The organism is Alsobacter ponti, from assembly GCF_024294805.1.
Classification (GTDB): domain Bacteria; phylum Pseudomonadota; class Alphaproteobacteria; order Rhizobiales; family Beijerinckiaceae; genus Alsobacter; species Alsobacter ponti.
Genome location: NZ_JANCLU010000012.1, coordinates 67,990 through 83,040 on the forward strand (window position 1 = coordinate 67,990; position 15,051 = coordinate 83,040).

16 protein-coding genes are annotated in these 15,051 nt (G+C 68.7%); 9 read left to right on the plus strand and 7 right to left on the minus strand.

What is annotated here, in order from left to right; translation table 11 throughout:
- The first annotated feature begins 59 nt into the window (after nucleotides 1–59).
- The 3 genes from NK718_RS13290 to NK718_RS13300 all read left to right on the plus strand — a co-directional run bounded on the left by NK718_RS13290 (nucleotide 60) and on the right by NK718_RS13300 (nucleotide 2,650).
- Nucleotides 60–1,130, plus strand: coding sequence for a BMP family ABC transporter substrate-binding protein (locus NK718_RS13290; RefSeq protein ID WP_254743087.1), 1,071 nt, complete (start codon nucleotides 60–62; stop codon nucleotides 1,128–1,130).
- A gap of 378 nt (nucleotides 1,131–1,508) precedes the next feature.
- On the plus strand, nucleotides 1,509–2,201 hold the full coding sequence (locus NK718_RS13295) for a DUF433 domain-containing protein (protein WP_254743089.1): 693 nt from the start codon (nucleotides 1,509–1,511) through the stop codon (nucleotides 2,199–2,201).
- Nucleotides 2,189–2,650, plus strand: coding sequence for a PIN-like domain-containing protein (locus tag NK718_RS13300; protein ID WP_371877282.1), 462 nt, complete (start codon nucleotides 2,189–2,191; stop codon nucleotides 2,648–2,650). The genes NK718_RS13295 and NK718_RS13300 overlap by 13 nt, the downstream gene beginning before the upstream one ends.
- A gap of 190 nt (nucleotides 2,651–2,840) precedes the next feature.
- On the opposite strand, the gene NK718_RS13305 is transcribed toward NK718_RS13300, so the two are convergent.
- Nucleotides 2,841–3,998 carry a UbiH/UbiF family hydroxylase gene (locus NK718_RS13305; RefSeq protein ID WP_254743093.1) on the minus strand — a complete coding sequence of 386 codons (1,158 nt, stop codon included), beginning with the start codon at nucleotides 3,996–3,998 and terminating at the stop codon, nucleotides 2,841–2,843.
- A gap of 189 nt (nucleotides 3,999–4,187) precedes the next feature.
- On the opposite strand from NK718_RS13305, the gene NK718_RS13310 reads away from it, so the two are divergent.
- From NK718_RS13310 to NK718_RS13325, 4 genes are all read left to right on the plus strand, one after another.
- Nucleotides 4,188–5,024: a DUF2182 domain-containing protein gene (locus tag NK718_RS13310; protein ID WP_254743096.1), complete on the plus strand. Its 837-nt coding sequence runs from the start codon at nucleotides 4,188–4,190 to the stop codon at nucleotides 5,022–5,024.
- 148 nt (nucleotides 5,025–5,172) lie between these two features.
- Nucleotides 5,173–5,910 carry a CDP-alcohol phosphatidyltransferase family protein gene (locus tag NK718_RS13315; protein WP_254743099.1) on the plus strand — a complete coding sequence of 246 codons (738 nt, stop codon included), beginning with the start codon at nucleotides 5,173–5,175 and terminating at the stop codon, nucleotides 5,908–5,910.
- A gap of 112 nt (nucleotides 5,911–6,022) precedes the next feature.
- The gene (locus tag NK718_RS13320; RefSeq protein WP_254743102.1) at nucleotides 6,023–6,340 is read left to right on the plus strand and encodes a hypothetical protein; all 318 of its coding nucleotides are present in this window, start codon (nucleotides 6,023–6,025) and stop codon (nucleotides 6,338–6,340) included.
- A gap of 88 nt (nucleotides 6,341–6,428) precedes the next feature.
- Entirely contained in the window at nucleotides 6,429–6,698 is a 270-nt protein-coding gene (locus tag NK718_RS13325) for a hypothetical protein (protein WP_254743105.1), read from the plus strand.
- On the opposite strand, the gene NK718_RS13330 is transcribed toward NK718_RS13325, so the two are convergent.
- A complete protein-coding gene (locus NK718_RS13330) occupies nucleotides 6,695–7,222 on the minus strand; it encodes a class I SAM-dependent methyltransferase (RefSeq protein ID WP_254743108.1) in 528 nt (175 codons plus the stop codon). The genes NK718_RS13325 and NK718_RS13330 overlap by 4 nt on opposite strands.
- A 199-nt stretch (nucleotides 7,223–7,421) precedes the next feature.
- Between NK718_RS13330 and NK718_RS13335 the strand changes: the two genes are divergently transcribed.
- Nucleotides 7,422–8,606 (plus strand): multidrug effflux MFS transporter, encoded by a 1,185-nt coding sequence (locus tag NK718_RS13335; protein WP_254743111.1) that lies wholly within the window; start codon nucleotides 7,422–7,424, stop codon nucleotides 8,604–8,606.
- A 45-nt stretch (nucleotides 8,607–8,651) separates the two neighbouring features.
- Here NK718_RS13335 and NK718_RS21980 read toward each other — a convergent pair whose 3' ends face one another.
- Together NK718_RS21980 and NK718_RS13340 are read right to left on the minus strand one after the other, a co-directional pair.
- Nucleotides 8,652–8,774, minus strand: coding sequence for a hypothetical protein (locus NK718_RS21980; RefSeq protein WP_256515613.1), 123 nt, complete (start codon nucleotides 8,772–8,774; stop codon nucleotides 8,652–8,654).
- A gap of 39 nt (nucleotides 8,775–8,813) precedes the next feature.
- Nucleotides 8,814–9,803 carry a DUF808 domain-containing protein gene (locus NK718_RS13340; protein ID WP_254743114.1) on the minus strand — a complete coding sequence of 330 codons (990 nt, stop codon included), beginning with the start codon at nucleotides 9,801–9,803 and terminating at the stop codon, nucleotides 8,814–8,816.
- 248 nt (nucleotides 9,804–10,051) lie between these two features.
- Between NK718_RS13340 and NK718_RS13345 the strand changes: the two genes are divergently transcribed.
- Nucleotides 10,052–11,824 (plus strand): ATP-binding protein, encoded by a 1,773-nt coding sequence (locus NK718_RS13345; RefSeq protein ID WP_254743117.1) that lies wholly within the window; start codon nucleotides 10,052–10,054, stop codon nucleotides 11,822–11,824.
- A 59-nt stretch (nucleotides 11,825–11,883) separates the two neighbouring features.
- Here NK718_RS13345 and NK718_RS13350 read toward each other — a convergent pair whose 3' ends face one another.
- Genes NK718_RS13350 through NK718_RS13360 form a run of 3 tightly spaced genes read right to left on the minus strand, consistent with a single transcriptional unit; the run spans nucleotide 11,884 to nucleotide 15,050 of the window.
- Nucleotides 11,884–12,480: a response regulator gene (locus NK718_RS13350; protein ID WP_254743120.1), complete on the minus strand. Its 597-nt coding sequence runs from the start codon at nucleotides 12,478–12,480 to the stop codon at nucleotides 11,884–11,886.
- Between the two features lie 48 nt (nucleotides 12,481–12,528).
- Complete coding sequence (locus tag NK718_RS13355; RefSeq protein WP_254743123.1) at nucleotides 12,529–14,673, minus strand: FHA domain-containing protein; 2,145 nt, start codon at nucleotides 14,671–14,673, stop codon at nucleotides 12,529–12,531.
- Complete coding sequence (locus NK718_RS13360) at nucleotides 14,670–15,050, minus strand: tetratricopeptide repeat protein (protein WP_254743125.1); 381 nt, start codon at nucleotides 15,048–15,050, stop codon at nucleotides 14,670–14,672. The genes NK718_RS13355 and NK718_RS13360 overlap by 4 nt, the downstream gene beginning before the upstream one ends.
- Nucleotide 15,051: the final 1 nt, after the last annotated feature.

Consider the following 15,051-nt stretch of genomic DNA (forward strand, 5'->3'; position numbering starts at 1 on the left):
CCGGATCGGGCGCCGGCCAGCCGCGCGGACAGGCCACAGTCCCGAGAGTGGAGAACAGGATGCGTCATCTCATCAAGGCAGCGGGAGCGATCGCGTTCGCCGCCGCGCTCACCGGGGCGGCGTCCGCCCAGGAGAAGCTGAAGGTCGGCTTCATCTATGTCGGGCCGGTCGGCGACTTCGGCTATAGCTACCAGCACAATCAGGGCCGGCTGGCCGTGGAGAAGGCGCTGGGCGACAAGGTCGAGACCACCTTCCTCGAGAACGTCCCCGAGGCGGACGCCGAGCGGCCCATCGAGCAGCTCGCGCGCAGCGGCCACAAGCTGATCTTCACCACCTCGTTCGGCTTCATGGAGCCGACGCTGAAGGTGGCGAAGAAGTACCCGAACGTCATGTTCGAGCACGCCACCGGCTACAAGCGCGACAAGAACGTCGCCACCTACTCGGCCAAGTTCCACGAGGGCCGCTACGTGCAGGGCGTCATCGCCGGCAAGATGACGAAGACCAACACGATCGGCTACGTCGCCTCGTTCCCGATCCCGGAAGTGGTGTCCGGCATCAACGCCTTCATGCTCGGCGCGCAGTCGGTGAACCCGGCCGTCAAGGTCAAGATCGTGTGGGCCAACACCTGGTTCGACCCGGGCAAGGAAGCCGACGCCGCCAAGGCGCTGCTCGACCAGGGCGCCGACATCATCACCCAGCACACCGACAGCCCGGCCCCGCTGCAGCAGGCCGAGGCGCGCGGCAAGCTGGCCTTCGGCCAGGCCTCCGACATGATCCGCTTCGCCCCCAAGGCGACGCTGACCTCGATCGTCGACAACTGGAACGACTACTACATCGCCCGCGTCAAGGCGGTGCTCGACAAGACCTGGAAGTCCGAGGACACCTGGGGCGGCTTCGCGGCCAACATGGTCAACATGGCCCCCTACACCAACATGCCCGACGACGTGAAGAAGGCCGCCATGGACACCCAGGAGGCCATCAAGTCCGGCAAGCTCAACCCGTTCAAGTGCCCGGTGTTCGACCAGGACGGCAAGGAAGTGCCGTGCAAGGGCCAGGGCGCGCTCTCGGACGAGCAGGTGCTGGGCATGGCCTTCTACGTGAAGGGCATCGACGACAAGCTGCCGAAGTAAGCCGAAGCCGAAGCCGCCGCCGCCGGGGCAGCCCCGGCGGCGGGGCTCTCGGCGATGCTGGCGCAAGTCAGAGGGCCGGTCTCGACCGGCCCTTTTTTGTTGGCGATTATGTACTTTGCAAACCACGCTTCTTTGGCTAGTAATTGAGGTGCGCCACACCTGCATGGCGGTAAGGAATCACCGGTCATGAAGGGCATCTAGCAACACTGCTGCAAGCAGCGGCTTCGTCGCTACTTTAGGGAGTTTGAATTTAGGTAGAACAAAAGCTCTGGTTTAGGCATTGAAGACAAGGCTCGTGCCGTACGTCCTATTTTCGGTTTCATGGGGAAGCGGCTCAAACATGAACCAGTTTATCGCCAAGGGTAAGAACAGGCCCGCGTGATGGTGTCTGTAGCCCAAAAGGAGCTTTGGAGGCAGCGTCTTCACATCCCCGCCTATCAGGTGGGTGATGCGGCTCGCTATGCTCAAATCTCACGGAAAACGGTGGCGGAATGGCACGCTAAAGGTGCGCGAAAAGCGCTCCCCGAGCGGCAGTTGGGCGCAGCCCTGTCATACATGCAGTTAATAGAAGTTGCTGTTGTAGCGGCAGCTCGTAAAGCGGGGGTCAGCCTCAAAGATATTGCCGCCGCGCGAGCTTACGCCAGCGAAAAGCTGAACAGCACGTTCCCATTTGCCGAGCACCGCTTCAAATTGAACGGTCGCGATCTATGGCTGGACTACAAGGAATTCGAACCGGGCGCTGCCAGCGGCCGTGTAGTGGCCGCAAACCGAGGCGGTCAGCTAGCTTGGGAAGAAATAGTAGGTCGGCTAGAACAATTTGAATACGCCGAAGGGCTGGCTCTCAGATGGCACTTGGGCGGCAAGAAATCGCCCGTTGTTATCGATCCCAGGTTTGCGTTTGGTGCGCCCTCCGTGGAAGGCGTTCCCACGTGGGCACTAAAGGCTCGATGGCTGGCTGGCGATACGGTTTTCGAAATTGCAGATGATTATGCTCTGCCAGAATGGGTTGTGCAGAGCGCTTTAGAGTTCGAAGGCATTGACCTTAGGCAGCCAAACACGTGGGTTCAATAACTCTCTATTTTGACAGATGCTTTGGTCGTCACTTCCCCGAACAAGTCGAGGGAATGAAACCGCCATTTAAGGTTGAATCGCACTACAAGGAGCGGTTTTCCGAAAACATGGCGGACGATGAATGGCTCGCGCTAGTGGGGCGGAGGGGATGGATTGTACTCAGTCACGATGCTAAGTTCCACAAGCTTCCGGCAGAACTTGAGGCAGTAAAGCAACACAGGATCGGTTGCTTTTACCTGTGGGGCGCGCAGATGCCCACTTGGTATAAGATCGCCCATTTGGCTGCAATTTTTCCCAAGATCAGCAAGATAGCAAACAGGGAACGGCGACCTTATATCTATCGTGCGAACCAACAGAACCGCATATTCTTAGTTAGGCACTGGGACGGCAGACAAGAAGCCAAGGTCCATCTGCAATCGAGCGCAGACGGTCAAACGGGCCGCGGGTGATCTCTCGGGTGCAACGAGGATAAGGCGCGGTTTGCCCGGATAACGGGCGGCGGCGCGCGCTTGCCCGCGCCGCGTGTATTCCGTTGAACAGCCCCAACCGACGTTCCGATCCCGGCGCAATCACGGCGCGGATTCCGCGTTGAAACGGCCGGCGAACTTTCGATCGAGGGGGCGGTTTCCGAAGCCGGGGTCAGCGCCCCGCGCCCAAACCCTGCCGCATCACGATCCGCCGCAGCGGCCCGATGGAGGCCAAAGCGAGCAGTCCCGCCCCCCGCAACGCATCGACGGGCATCAGCCCGGCCAGCAACGAGCGGTTGAGGAGATCGACCGCCGCCGTCAGCTTGCGGACGTCCGGTCCCCGCGCCCGCTCGTAGCGGGCCAGCCTCTCCGGAGCCCCGGGATCGCCCCCGGCCGGCCCCAGCGCGCGCGCCAGATCCGTCGCGTCGCGCAATCCCAGGTTGAGCCCCTGCGCGCCGATCGGCGGGAACACGTGCGCCGCCTCGCCGACGATGGCGGTCCGGCGGGCGGTGAAACGGTCGACGGAGAGGCCCGACATCGGCACCACGCCGCGCGGGCCGTCGAGCCTCATCGCCCCCAGCATCGAGTGCGCCTGCTGCTCCGCCGCGAGCGCGAAAGCCTCCGGGTCGAGCCCCGCCAGCTCCTCGGCCCGCGCCGGATTCGTGAGCCATACCAAGCTGCTACGCTTGCCCTGCAGGGGCACCAGGGTGAACGGTCCGGCGCGCGTGTGGAACTCGGTCGAGGTGTCGTGGTGGGACTTGTCATGGGCCAGGATGGCGGTCACCGCCGACTGCTCGTACGTCCACGGGCGGCTGCCGATGCCGGCCGCCACCCGCACCGGGGAGGCCCGCCCGTCCGCCCCGACGACCAGTCCGGCGCGCAGGGTCTCGCCGGTATCGAGCGCAACCGCTGCGTGTGTGCCGTCGGTCGACAGGCCGGTCATCAGCGCGTCGCGCAGCTCCAGTCCGGGCGTCGCGGCCGCGACCCGGGCGATCGATTCGACCAGCGTCCCGTTTTCGACGTTCTGCCCGAAGGCGTCGAGACCCAGCTCGCCGGCGTGAAACGTCACCGGCGGACCCCGGAACAGCCCGCCCGTGTCGTCGACGATGGTCAGGCTCGCCAGCGGCGCGGCATGGGGCGCCAGCGCCTCCCAGGCCCCGATCTCCTCCAGGAAGCGCACCGAACCGTCCATCAGGGCGATGGTCCGCCCGTCCCGCCGCACCGGCCCGCGCGAGGCCAGAACCACGCGCCAGCCCTGCCGGGCGAGCGCGATTCCGGCCGAAAGCCCGACCGCTCCGCCCCCCACGATCGCAATATCGGTCGAATCCACGCCAAAAACCCCGGTTGCCGCGACGATCTCTCGCCGATCCATGCTGCTGCGCGATGACCTGCGTCAAGGTGGGGCAGGGCCCCGCGTGCGACAAGACCGTCGCGCCGCGCCGTCGGTTCTCGCAAAAGTGGTGGGCGCTGATCCGGTCGGGTGCTAAGTGCAGGCGCGATCGGGCGCGATCCGGACGACATGACGGCAAGCACGACCAACCCTCCCGCAAGCCCGCCCCGACGGGCCGAACGCGTCGCCGCGCTGGCGATCGCCGCCCTGACGCTGGCCGGCTGGACGGCGCTCGCGCTGGAGGCGGGCCGCGCCGGATGGGGCGCCGACGCACTCTGGCAGGCGGTCTGCCGCCCGGTGGGGCTGGAGCGCGGAGCCGACCTCGCCGGGCTCGCCGCCGACTACGCGGTCGCCGCCGGGTTCTGGGTGGCGATGACGATGGCCATGATGCTGCCCACCGCCGCGCCCATGGCGCTGTCCTACGCCGAAGAGGCGGCGGGGGGCGGTTTCGGCCCGCGCCCCGCGTCGCCGCTCGTGCTGATCGCCGGCTATCTCGCCGTCTGGACCCCCGTCGCGCTCGCGGCGGCGGCGCTCCAGGTGGGCGGCGGACTGGCGCTCGCCTGGCTCGCCCCGCCGCCGCGCGTCGCCGCCGCGCTCGCCGGCCTGGCGATGGGGGCGGCGGGCCTCTACCAGTTCAGCGACTACAAGCTCGCCTGCCTCAGCTTCTGCCGGCACCCGCTCGACGCCGCGGCGGCGCGGGCGGGCCGAACCGGCGTGTTCCGCCTCGGCGTCGGGCAGGGCGTCCGGTGCGTCGGCTGCTGCTGGGCGATGATGGCGCTGATGCTGGCGGCGGGGACGATGAACATCGTCTGGATGGCCGTCTTCGCCGTGCTGATGACGCTCGAGAAGACGAGCTCGGGCGTCTGGATGCCGCGACTCATCGGGGCGGGGCTGATCGCCGCGGGCTTCGCCGTGGCGGCGGGGGAGGCGGGCTTGGACGCCCTGACGCGCGTGCTGCGCGCCTGAAATGCGCGTGGGCGACTGTTCTTCCACCGCAAATTCCGCCCGGCACTGGCCATTCGCTGGCTGTTGATGTTTTATCGGTCGGGTCATCCCCTCTCCCGATGACCCCGATCCCAGCCGGGTTCCACGGCCTCGTTCACCGGTGCAACGCTTGACGACGGACAGCGACGAAGACCTGCGCGCCAAGCGGCCCTTCGCCGAGAGGTTGCCGGCCTATTGCGTCCATTTCTTCACCGCCTCGGGGGGCGCGCTGGCGCTGCTGGCCCTGCTCGCGGCGGTCGAGAAGAACCTGGCCCATTCGTTCGCGTGGCTGGGCGTGGCGCTGATCGTCGACGGCATCGACGGCACCATCGCGCGGGCGCTGCACGTGCGCGACCGTCTGCCGAACATCTCCGGCGACGTGCTCGATCTGGTCATCGACTTCACGACCTATGTCTTCGTCCCCGCGGCGATCCTCGTCTATTCGGGCATCTGGGAACGCGGCTTCGCGCTGACCTGGGCGGTGGCCATCGTCGTCTCGGCGGCGCTGTATTTCTCGGACCTGAGGATGAAGACGCCCGACAACTGGTTCGCCGGCTTCCCGGCCGTCTGGAACGTGGTCGTCTTCTACCTCATCATCTACCAGCCCTCGCCGTGGATCGCGACGGCCGTGATCGCGGCGGCGGCGGTGGGCCAGGCGCTACCGCTCGTCTTCGTGCATCCGTTCCGCGTCAAGCAGTTCAAGCCTGTCACGCTGGTCATGTGCGTGGTGTGGATGGCGGCCGGCTTCATGACCATCGCCGAGGACCTGAAGCCCGACGGCCTGACCAATGTCGCGCTGCTGGCGAGCGCGCTCTATTTCACCGGGCTGGGCTTGTTGCGCAAACGCCCGGCCTCGCCGCACGCGTGACGGCGTCCGAACCGCTTGGCGGGGATCGCGGCGCGCGCTAGACGTGCCGGCCCGGCGGTGCATCCCGTTCCATCCCGAAGCGTTGACCCCGGTCCCAAACAAGAGGCCTCCCATGTTCACCATCGAAATCGGCGGAAAGCCCGTCGCGGTCGTCGACGCCACCGAAGCCGGAACGCGCGAATTGCTGGAGCAGGAGGATTTCCAGGAGGATCTCGCCAGCCTTACCAGCAGCGGCCAGCCTCTGTGGGACGGCAACGCCGCGCTCACGATCCGGCCGTCCACCGAGGACGAGATCGCGGAATTCGAGGATTCCGCCTTCGACGATGAAGACGACGAGGACGAGGACACCGAGGAGGTCGAGGGCGACGAGGACGTCTCGACCGTCTATTTCCTCGTCCCGCTCGACGACGATGAAGACGAGGAGGACTGACCCGGAACGAAGCGCGAGCGGCGGCGTTGATTCCATCGGCGCCGCCCCGACCTTCCGGGGCGGCGCACCGAATGCGAAGGAATTCGACATGGCCGCGATCGATCGTGCCGCGTTGGCCGCCTGCCTTCTCTTGACGACGGCGTCCCTCGCGCTGGCTTGCCCCGACGGCGCGGTCCATGCCGAGTCCGGCATGCCGGCCATCGGCGCCAATGCGCCGGGCGCGGGCGCCAAGTTTCGCCCGATGGCAGAACCTCCGGCCGGAACGGCCGTGCTCCGCCAGCGCATCGACGTGACCACCTCCAGCGCCGCGATGGCGGGAGACGACGACGTCACGACGGGTTCCGTGCCCCGGCGCTAGGGGGCCACTCGACGCCGATAGGCGAAATAGCTTCCAGGTTCCACGCCGGGCGGCAGCGCGACGGGCTCGAGGCCCTCGGCCTCCAATGGCTGGTCGCTGAGGACGAGCCCGTTCGACACGGTGAACCTGGCGAGCCACGGTCCCAGCCACAGCGCGAGTTCGCGCGTGGTGCGCGGATCGTCCGAGCCGAAATCGGCGTGAACGAGCGCCGCCGTCTGCCCGAGCTTTTCGTAGGCGGCCGGGACGGTCTCGGCGAATTCACCCAGGAACAGGGTTTCGCGATCCGGAATGGCGTCTCGATGGGCCGCGACGTGCCGGTCGAACACCCAGATGCGGCGGTCGGGACAACACAGGCGCAAGTGGTCGAACGTACGGCCCTTTCCCAGTCCTACTTCCAGGATCGAACCCGGCATGTCGCGGATCACCTCGACGGCATGCTCGATGGCGGCCCGTTGAGCCGTCATCCTGCGGATAAACAGGTCGAGCCTGCTCATCCGCCGTGCGCTCGTGGTGCTGCTCCGCATGGGCGGTTCTCCTGCCATCGAGTTAGAGTTCCGGCTCGCCGTCGCAAGGCTTCGGCGGCGGCGCATGCGAGCCCGTCCGTCCGCGAGGTTGTCCTTCGGACCGAGGCAGGCCATAACCCCCGTCTTGGAGCCCACCCCCGCCATGCATGAACCGGCCGCCACCCCACAACCCGCCGCGGCCCAAATCGGTCATGCGCCGATGGGCTTCCTCGAGTTCGTGACGATGATCGCCGGGCTCATGGCGCTCAACGCGCTGGCGCTCGACATCATGCTTCCGGCGCTTCCCGAAATCGGCCATGGGCTCGGCCTGACGCGCGACAACGATCGGCAACTCGTCCTGTCGACCTACATGGTCGGCTTCGGTCTCGGCCAGTTCGTCATCGGCTCGGTGTCGGACCGCTTCGGTCGCAAGCCCGTGCTGATGTTCGGAATCGTCGTCTACATCGCCACTGCCGCGATCTGCGCGATGGCGCCGAGCTTCGTCCTGCTGCTGGTCGCACGATTCATGCAGGGCCTGGCCTCGGCCGTGCCGCGCGTCATCACCACCTCGGTCGTCCGCGACTGCTACAACGGCCGCCGCATGGCGAGCGTGATGTCGCTGTCGATGATGGTGTTCATGGCGGTCCCGGTGCTGGCGCCGTCCATCGGCCAGATCATCGTGCTCGTCGCGCCCTGGCGCGCCATTTTCGGATTCCTGGCGATCTACGGTGTCATCGTCGGCACGTGGTCCTTCCTGCGCCTGCCGGAGACGCTGCCGGCGGATCGGCGGCGCCCGATCAACCCCCGCAGCGTCTTCGAGGCGTTCGTGCACGTGCTCGGAAACCGGCTGACGGTCGGCTACAGCCTCGCCGGCGGGCTGATGTTCGGGGCGATGTTTTCGCTGCTGCTCTCGGCGCAGCAGATCTTCGGCGAAGTGTACGGGCTGGGGCCCTGGTTTCCGGTGGCTTTCGCGGGCATCGCGATCATGATGTCGCTGTCGTCGTTCCTGAACGCGCGTTTCGTCGGGCGGCTCGGCATGAAGCGGATCTCGCACACCGCGGTGATGGCCTTCACGCTGATCGCGCTGACCATGAGCATCGCGGCGCGGGCGGGCGTCCTGTCCTTCCCGCCGTTCATCGGCCTGCTGGCGATGGCCCTGTTCTTCGTCGGACTGGTCTTCGCCAACTTCAACGCCATCGCGATGGAGCCTCAGGGCAAGATCGCCGGCACGGCCTCGTCGATCATCGGGTCGCTGACCACGCTGCTCGCCGCCTCGATCGGCTCGATCACGGGCCAGGCGTTCGACGGCACCGTCATTCCGCTCAGCACCGCCCACCTCGTGCTCGGCCTCGCGGCGCTGGCCACCATCTCCGTCACAGAAAAAGGCCGGCTTTTCGGCCCGTAACGTCGCGACGGCCCGCCTCGCGAATGCGCCCGGCGGCGCCGCGGCTCAACGCGACACGCGCTCCCACATCTCCCGGACGCTCGGCGTCCGCGGCGCGCCGAGCATCATCTGTCCGATGACGAGCACGGCGACGAGCGCCAACAACAGGATCTGCATGCGTCGCGACATGTTGGCGCGCCTCCCGCCCGCTCTGTCCGAACCCGGAGACTAGCGTCCCAGGACGCCGCGCGCGAGCCGCCACAGGGGCGCGACGACCCGCCCGACGATCGGGATCGACACGATGCCGATCGCCAGCCCCACGGCGCCCGCGCCGAGCGCCGAGACGAACCATTCGACGAGGCCGCCGAGCGCCGGCGCGGCCTGGCCCGCCTTTACCGCGGCGTCGTGGATGAGGTGGGCGAGCCAGGGCGCGCCGAAGACCTCCAGTCCATGCACGATGATGCCGCCGCCGACCCAGATCATCGCGGCCGTTCCCAGCCCGGCGAGCGTGGCGAGGAGCAGGGGCATTCCCTTGACCAGTCCGCGTCCGAGGCCGCGGACGACGGCTCCGGACGCCGAGTCCGAACCGGCGCGGGCGAGAGCGACGCCGACATCGTCGGCCTTCACGATCACCGCCACCGCCCCGTAGACGAGCAAGGTGATGCCCGTGCCCACCACCGCGAGCACGACCGCCTGGCCCCACAGACCCGCCTCGGGCACGGCGGCGAGCGTGATGGCCATGATTTCGGCGGACAGGATGAAATCCGTCCGCACCGCTCCCGCGACCTTGTCGTTCTCGAAGGCGGCAGGATCGCTGGCCCGGTGAGGCTGCGCCTCGTCCTCGTGGCGATGGGCGGCGCCGGGAAACAGGGCCTCGTAGAGCTTCTCGGCGCCTTCATAGGCCAGGAACAGGCCGCCGAGCATCAAGAGCGGCGTGATCGCCCAGGGGGCCAGCAGGCTCAACCCGAGCGCGGCCGGTAGCAGGATCAGGAGCTTGTTGCGCAGCGAGCCCACCGCGATCTTGCCGACGATCGGCAGTTCGCGCGCCGCCGCGAAGCCCACGACGTAGCGCGGCGTGACGGCCGCATCGTCGATGACCACGCCCGCCGCCTTCGTGCCGGCCTTCATGGCCTGCGCGCCCACGTCGTCGAGTGAAGCCGCCGCGACCTTCGCGAGGGCGGCGACATCGTCCAGCAACGCCAACAATCCGACGCTCACGGATCCTCCTTCGCGCTCGTGGCTACATGGACCCGCGAAAGACCCGCTCCCGGCGCGAAAATCAAGATCCAGCCAGCGCGCCGGCTCACGCGCCTGGGGAACCTGAAGCGGGGTCGGTTCGCGCTTGGCGGGTCAGTCGGCGGGGGCCAGAACCCTGTTGGCCTCCGGCGGAAGGCGGAACTGTCACGCGCGTGACATCGGCCATGCGCCCGGAAGAGCAGACTGGCCTCGGTGCACGAGGGATTTGGATGGCGAACGGTTCGGGCGAACTTTATGGCGCGGATCGGGACGCCGAAATTCGGGAACTGACGGCCCTGATGGCGCGCCAGATTCCGGTGGTCCTCGCGGCTGTCGTCATCGTCGGCGTCACGGCCCTCTGCGTGGTGGAGAGTGTCCATGCCGATCTCGGCTGGACTGGACCGTGGCTTGCCTCGCTTCTCGTCGTAACGGCGGCGCGGGCCGGCATGCTCGTGGCCTATCGGCTTGCGGCCGACAGGTTTGGGCCCTTGTTCTGGAAGGCAGGCTTTACGCTCGCCAGCCTGTTTTCGGGTTGCCTGTTCGGACTGTTCGGCTGGCACGTCGTCAGCCTCGGCAATTCGCTTCTGACGGCGTTCGCGATCATGATGTTGACGGGGCTGACCGCCGGCTCCCTCGCGTCTCTGTCCGCGCTGCGAGCGGTGTACGCGGCCTTCGCGATCTCCGCCATGGGCCCTGTCATCGTCTGGTTCGCACTCCGCCCGCAGGCGGCGGAGCAGGCGATGGCCATCCTGGGCCTCGCCTTTCTGCTGACTCACCTTGGCTACTCGCAGTTGCAGAACGGCACTTTCCGCGACCTGATCCGGCTTCGCGACCATGAGCGTCGTCTCGTCTCTGAGATCGCGGAGGCGCGCGATCGGGCCGAGCGCTCGAGCCAGGAAAAAACCCGCTTCCTGCTGGCAGCCGGGCACGATCTGCGCCAGCCCCTCTATGCCATGCGCCTACTGCTCGACACGCTGGAGGGCGCGGATATGGAACACCGACGCGCACGCATCGCCTCGATCGTGCAGTCGGCGGACGCGATCCGGGACTTGCTCGACCGGATGCTCGAAGCCGCTCGGGCGGGTGTGGGCGGCTATGCTCCCCACATGGGCATCGTCCGCATGGACGACATTCTCAGGCAGGTCTCGCTGGAGTTCGCCGCGGACGCGGCCGCGAAGTCGCTCGACTTTTGCGTCGTGGGAACGCGCAGGGCGGTGCGGACGGACCCGGTTCTGCTCACCCAGATCCTGCGCAATTTCGTCGGCAACGCGGTCCGGCACACGCAACATGGCCGCGTGCTCATCGGCGCGCGCCCGCGGGGGAACCGCCTGTCGCTCCAGGTGTGGGACACGGGGCCGGGGATCCATGCCGACGACATCCCGACGATCTTCGAACCGTTCCGTCAGCTCTCGAATCCCGGGCGGCAGGCGCGGCGCGGGCACGGGCTCGGCCTGACGATCGCTCGCGGCATGGCCGAGATCATCGGTGCGCCCATCGAGGTGCGGTCCTGGCCGGGACGGGGCTCGATGTTCGCCATCACCGTCGACCTTGCCGTGGGGGGAACGATCCCGTCCAGCGAGGAGCGTCTGGATCGCAAGCGTCAGGCCGGCCCCCCGGTTCATGAGGAGGGGGTCGTCGTCCTGGTAGTGGAAGACCATCCCACCGCGCGGGCCGTCCTGGTCGACATTCTCGAGGGCTGGGGCTACCGCACCATCGAGGCGCAGGACAGCGACGCGGCGCTGAAGGCCGTCGTTCGCGCCGGCCCGGCGCCGGATATCATCGTCACCGACCTGCGGCTGCCCGGCGCTGTGGACGGGATGTCTCTCATCGCCCGCATGCGTGCACGATTCGGGCGGCCCATCCCGGCCCTGGTCGTGACAGGCGATCCGCTCGCGCCCGAGCCGGACAGCGACATCATTGTTCTTCGCAAGCCGATCAGTTCGGGAGAACTGGCCGCCGCGTTGGCCAGCATGCGCAACCTTCCGGAGAATGCGGGCGCCTGAATGGGCGGCCTGGCCGTTGAAAGCTGGGTCCCGTCGGCTTCGGGCTCGAGTGGGCCGTTTCAGAGGACGCCGGTTCTCTCCAGGAGCGCCTGCACGTCCCCACGGCTGGCCAGGCCGAACCGCCGAAAGACGCTGGCCAGGTGCGCACGCACGGTATTCTCGCTGATCCCGAGGCTTCGCCCGATCTGCTTGTTCTGCAGGCCCTTGGCGCACAGGATGAGGATGTCGGTCTCGCGGGGCGTCAGGCCGGGCCGGGTTGCGCCGTCCATGGGCGCCGCGTCGACGAGCCGGCCGATCGCCTCGATCACCTCCCGAGGGCCGTTGCTCTTGAAGACGACGGCGCTCGCGCCTGCGGCAAGGCACGCGCCCCGGACGTCATCGTCGGCGGCGCCCGTGAGGACGACGACGGGCAGTCCGGGCGCCGCGGCCCGCAGGACCGCAAGCCCTTCATGCCCGCGGCTGTCGGGAAGCGCCAGATCGAGCAGAATGAGGTCGATGTCGGCGGCGCGCAGGCAGGCAAGCGCCTCGGCGATGGACTGGGCCTCCTCGAGCACCGCCTGGGGAAATGCGGCCATGATCGCCGCTCGCAGTCCGATGCGCACGAGCGGATGGTCGTCAACGATCAGCAGGCGAAGGACAGGCCTCGGCGCCGTCATGGCGACGCGGCTCCCTGGAATGACCGCGGCGGCGGGCCTCGGCGCGATTCACAGTTCAAGCTTCCACTCCAGCGACGCGTCGTACAGCATGACTTGCCACCCGCCGTCTCCCTGCAGCAGCACTCCCAGTTCGCCGATCGCCGCGATCCGCAGATCGGCGGAGACGCGGTTGCCGAGGCGCCAGCGCTGCCCGTCCGGGCCGAACAGGAACGGCGCGCCCGCAAGGCCGACACCGGTGACGGGAAACCGCGTGCGCGCGAAATCCCTCAGCACATGCTCGGCGATGGCGGCCGTGCTCAACGCCTCCGCGACGTAGACGGACCGCTCGCTGTCGGGCGCGGCATCGCGCGAGGCCGGCGATGCAAGGCATCGCCCGAGTCGCACCGGGCTCAGCGCGGCCTCGGCCAGAAGTCCCTGGTCGGTGGCCGTGAACTGTCCTGTCGACAGGACGCGGCTGACGCTGAGGAGATCGAGGTGCAAGGCGATGCGCGCGGCTTCGTCGGCCGTAATTCTGGCCCCGGGCCAACAGGGTTCGCGCGGCGCGTCCTCGCGCGCCCGGGCGAGGAGAGGGGCGGCGACGGAGCGAAGGCGCCGCGCCATCTGCGGATTCGCGACGGGGTCGGCGAGCTGCTGGCGCAGGGCGGCCTCGGCCAGCCCCTCGAACGAGCCTGGCGACGAGCCGGCGGTGAGGGACGACGCGGCCGCGGGGCTGTTGCCCTGGGCGGGAGCGGCGGGCGACGTCGCGGCCGGCGCGATGGGTCTGACCGTGCCTCCGCCGGCCGCCGGCGCGCCGTCCTGCGCGGGCGTCGGGGGCGAGGCGGCCGCCGGCCAAATCTGCCTCACCGTGCGCGCGGCCGGCTGGGCCGGCTGCGCGGTCGCCGGAGCAGGGTCGGCCGGGGGCGGGGAGGGCGAACCGGGGAGGCGTCCGAGGACGATGGCCGGTTGCCCCGATCCCGCCGGCGGCAAGATGTCGTCGGCCCGGTAGCCGCCCTTGATGAGCCGTTCGGCGTCGAGCGCCCTCTCACCCACAGCCCGCGAGCCGGAGCCCGCCGGTTCGCCCGGGGCGGGCTGCGCGGAGACGTAGGAGCGCAGCGGAATCAGCGGCGCGAAACGCGTGGCATAGGCCTGCAGGAACCCTGTCCAGCCATCGACCTGCTCCGTCGTCACGAAGCCGGTCGCCTCGATCAGCGCGGTCCCGTCGAGCCTGAACAGGACGGTGCGGCCGATGCGCGACTGGCGCGCCAGGTCTTCGACCTTCGGAAGCAGGGAGCGTGCGGTGTGCACGCCCTCGCTGCGCACGCTGCTCAGGCCCGGCACGGTGTCGCGCGCGAGCGCGACGAAGCGCTCCAGCGCGGAGGCGTCGAGCAACACGCCGGAGAGCGCTGCTTCACCGTTTCGCGACAGCGTGAAGGAGAGGGGCTGCCGTTCCGCCTGGATAAGGGCGGCGAGGTCGGCGCGGATCGTCTCGCGCACCCAGACCCTCAGGCGGGCCGGCACGCCGGTCCGTCCCACGGCGTCGACGAGCGCGCGGCGCTCGGCGGGCAGCTCGACATAGCCCGCTGCGATGACCGCGCCGTCCGCCTCCTGACGCGTCGCGATGGCGCGCCCGAAGTCATAGGCATCGAGGGCTTCCCGCACGATGGCGAGGTCCCGGCTGGCGTCGCGGGCCTGCAGCGCCGCCGGCCCGAGCGCGTCCCGCAAGAGCACCGCGCTCGCGGCCGCGCCGATGGCGAAGGCGGCGGCGGCCACGACCGGCCAGCGCCAGCGCGGTCCTTTCGCGCCCGCGGAGGCGGCGCGGGCCGAAGGTCTGCCGTCGAGACCGGCCGTCTCTCCCAGGCTTGTCCAGTTCGCGGTGACGGGCCCCAGGGCGAAGCGCGTCGTGCCGACGACGACCACGTCGAGCGCCTCGAGTTCGCGCCATTCGCCCTCGCCGGGGCGCACCTCGACGCCGCGCGCGGAATGCAGCGAACCCGCGCCCGCCATGACCTCGATGCGCCCGTCGGACCAGCGAATGCGCGCATGACCGGCCGCCACGCTGACATCGGAGATATGGAGGTCATCCTCGGGGCCCGATCCCAGCAGGTAGGTCCCGGGGTCGAGACGGAGCTCGGCGCCGATCTGCGGCCCCGACAGGATCTTGAATACGAGACGGGCGGGCTCCGCGCCGCCACCCCCGGCTTCGACGCCGCTCATAGCGAGTCCAGGACGGCGCGGGCCAGCGCGCCGACGTCGGGATCCGCGGCCGCCCTCGCGAGCAGCGATCGCGCGCCGGCGGCGTCGCCCCGGCGCGCCAGGGCCATGCCCCTGAACGCGAGCACCGCGGCGGTGTCGGGAGCTTCGGACAGCGCCCGAAGGGCCCGCTCCGTATCGCCGAGCAGAAGCGCCAGCTGGGCGAGGCCCAGATGGCCGGCCTCTTCGCCGGGACGCGCCGCGAGCACGGCGTGGAAGATCGCTTCCGCCTCGCCGACTTTGCCGCGCGACAAGGCCAGGAAGCCGGTTTCCACCAGCAGCCGCGCCTCGTCCGTGTCGAGCGCCGGACGGGTCTGCAAATCGGCATTGGGCGACAGCATG

Excerpts from the sequence above, each read along its gene's own strand:
- NK718_RS13290 (WP_254743087.1), top strand. The coding sequence starts at position 60 with ATGCGTCATCTCATCAAGGCAGCGGGAGCGATCGCGTTCGCCGCCGCG.
- NK718_RS13310 (WP_254743096.1), top strand. The coding sequence starts at position 4,188 with ATGACGGCAAGCACGACCAACCCTCCCGCAAGCCCGCCCCGACGGGCC.
- NK718_RS13320 (WP_254743102.1), top strand. The coding sequence starts at position 6,023 with ATGTTCACCATCGAAATCGGCGGAAAGCCCGTCGCGGTCGTCGACGCC.
- NK718_RS13325 (WP_254743105.1), top strand. The coding sequence starts at position 6,429 with ATGGCCGCGATCGATCGTGCCGCGTTGGCCGCCTGCCTTCTCTTGACG.
- NK718_RS13330 (WP_254743108.1), bottom strand. The coding sequence starts at position 7,222 with ATGCGGAGCAGCACCACGAGCGCACGGCGGATGAGCAGGCTCGACCTG.
- NK718_RS13335 (WP_254743111.1), top strand. The coding sequence starts at position 7,422 with ATGGGCTTCCTCGAGTTCGTGACGATGATCGCCGGGCTCATGGCGCTC.
- NK718_RS21980 (WP_256515613.1), bottom strand. The coding sequence starts at position 8,774 with ATGTCGCGACGCATGCAGATCCTGTTGTTGGCGCTCGTCGCCGTGCTC.
- NK718_RS13345 (WP_254743117.1), top strand. The coding sequence starts at position 10,052 with ATGGCGAACGGTTCGGGCGAACTTTATGGCGCGGATCGGGACGCCGAA.
- NK718_RS13350 (WP_254743120.1), bottom strand. The coding sequence starts at position 12,480 with ATGACGGCGCCGAGGCCTGTCCTTCGCCTGCTGATCGTTGACGACCAT.
- NK718_RS13355 (WP_254743123.1), bottom strand. The coding sequence starts at position 14,673 with ATGAGCGGCGTCGAAGCCGGGGGTGGCGGCGCGGAGCCCGCCCGTCTC.
- NK718_RS13360 (WP_254743125.1), bottom strand. The coding sequence starts at position 15,050 with ATGCTGTCGCCCAATGCCGATTTGCAGACCCGTCCGGCGCTCGACACG.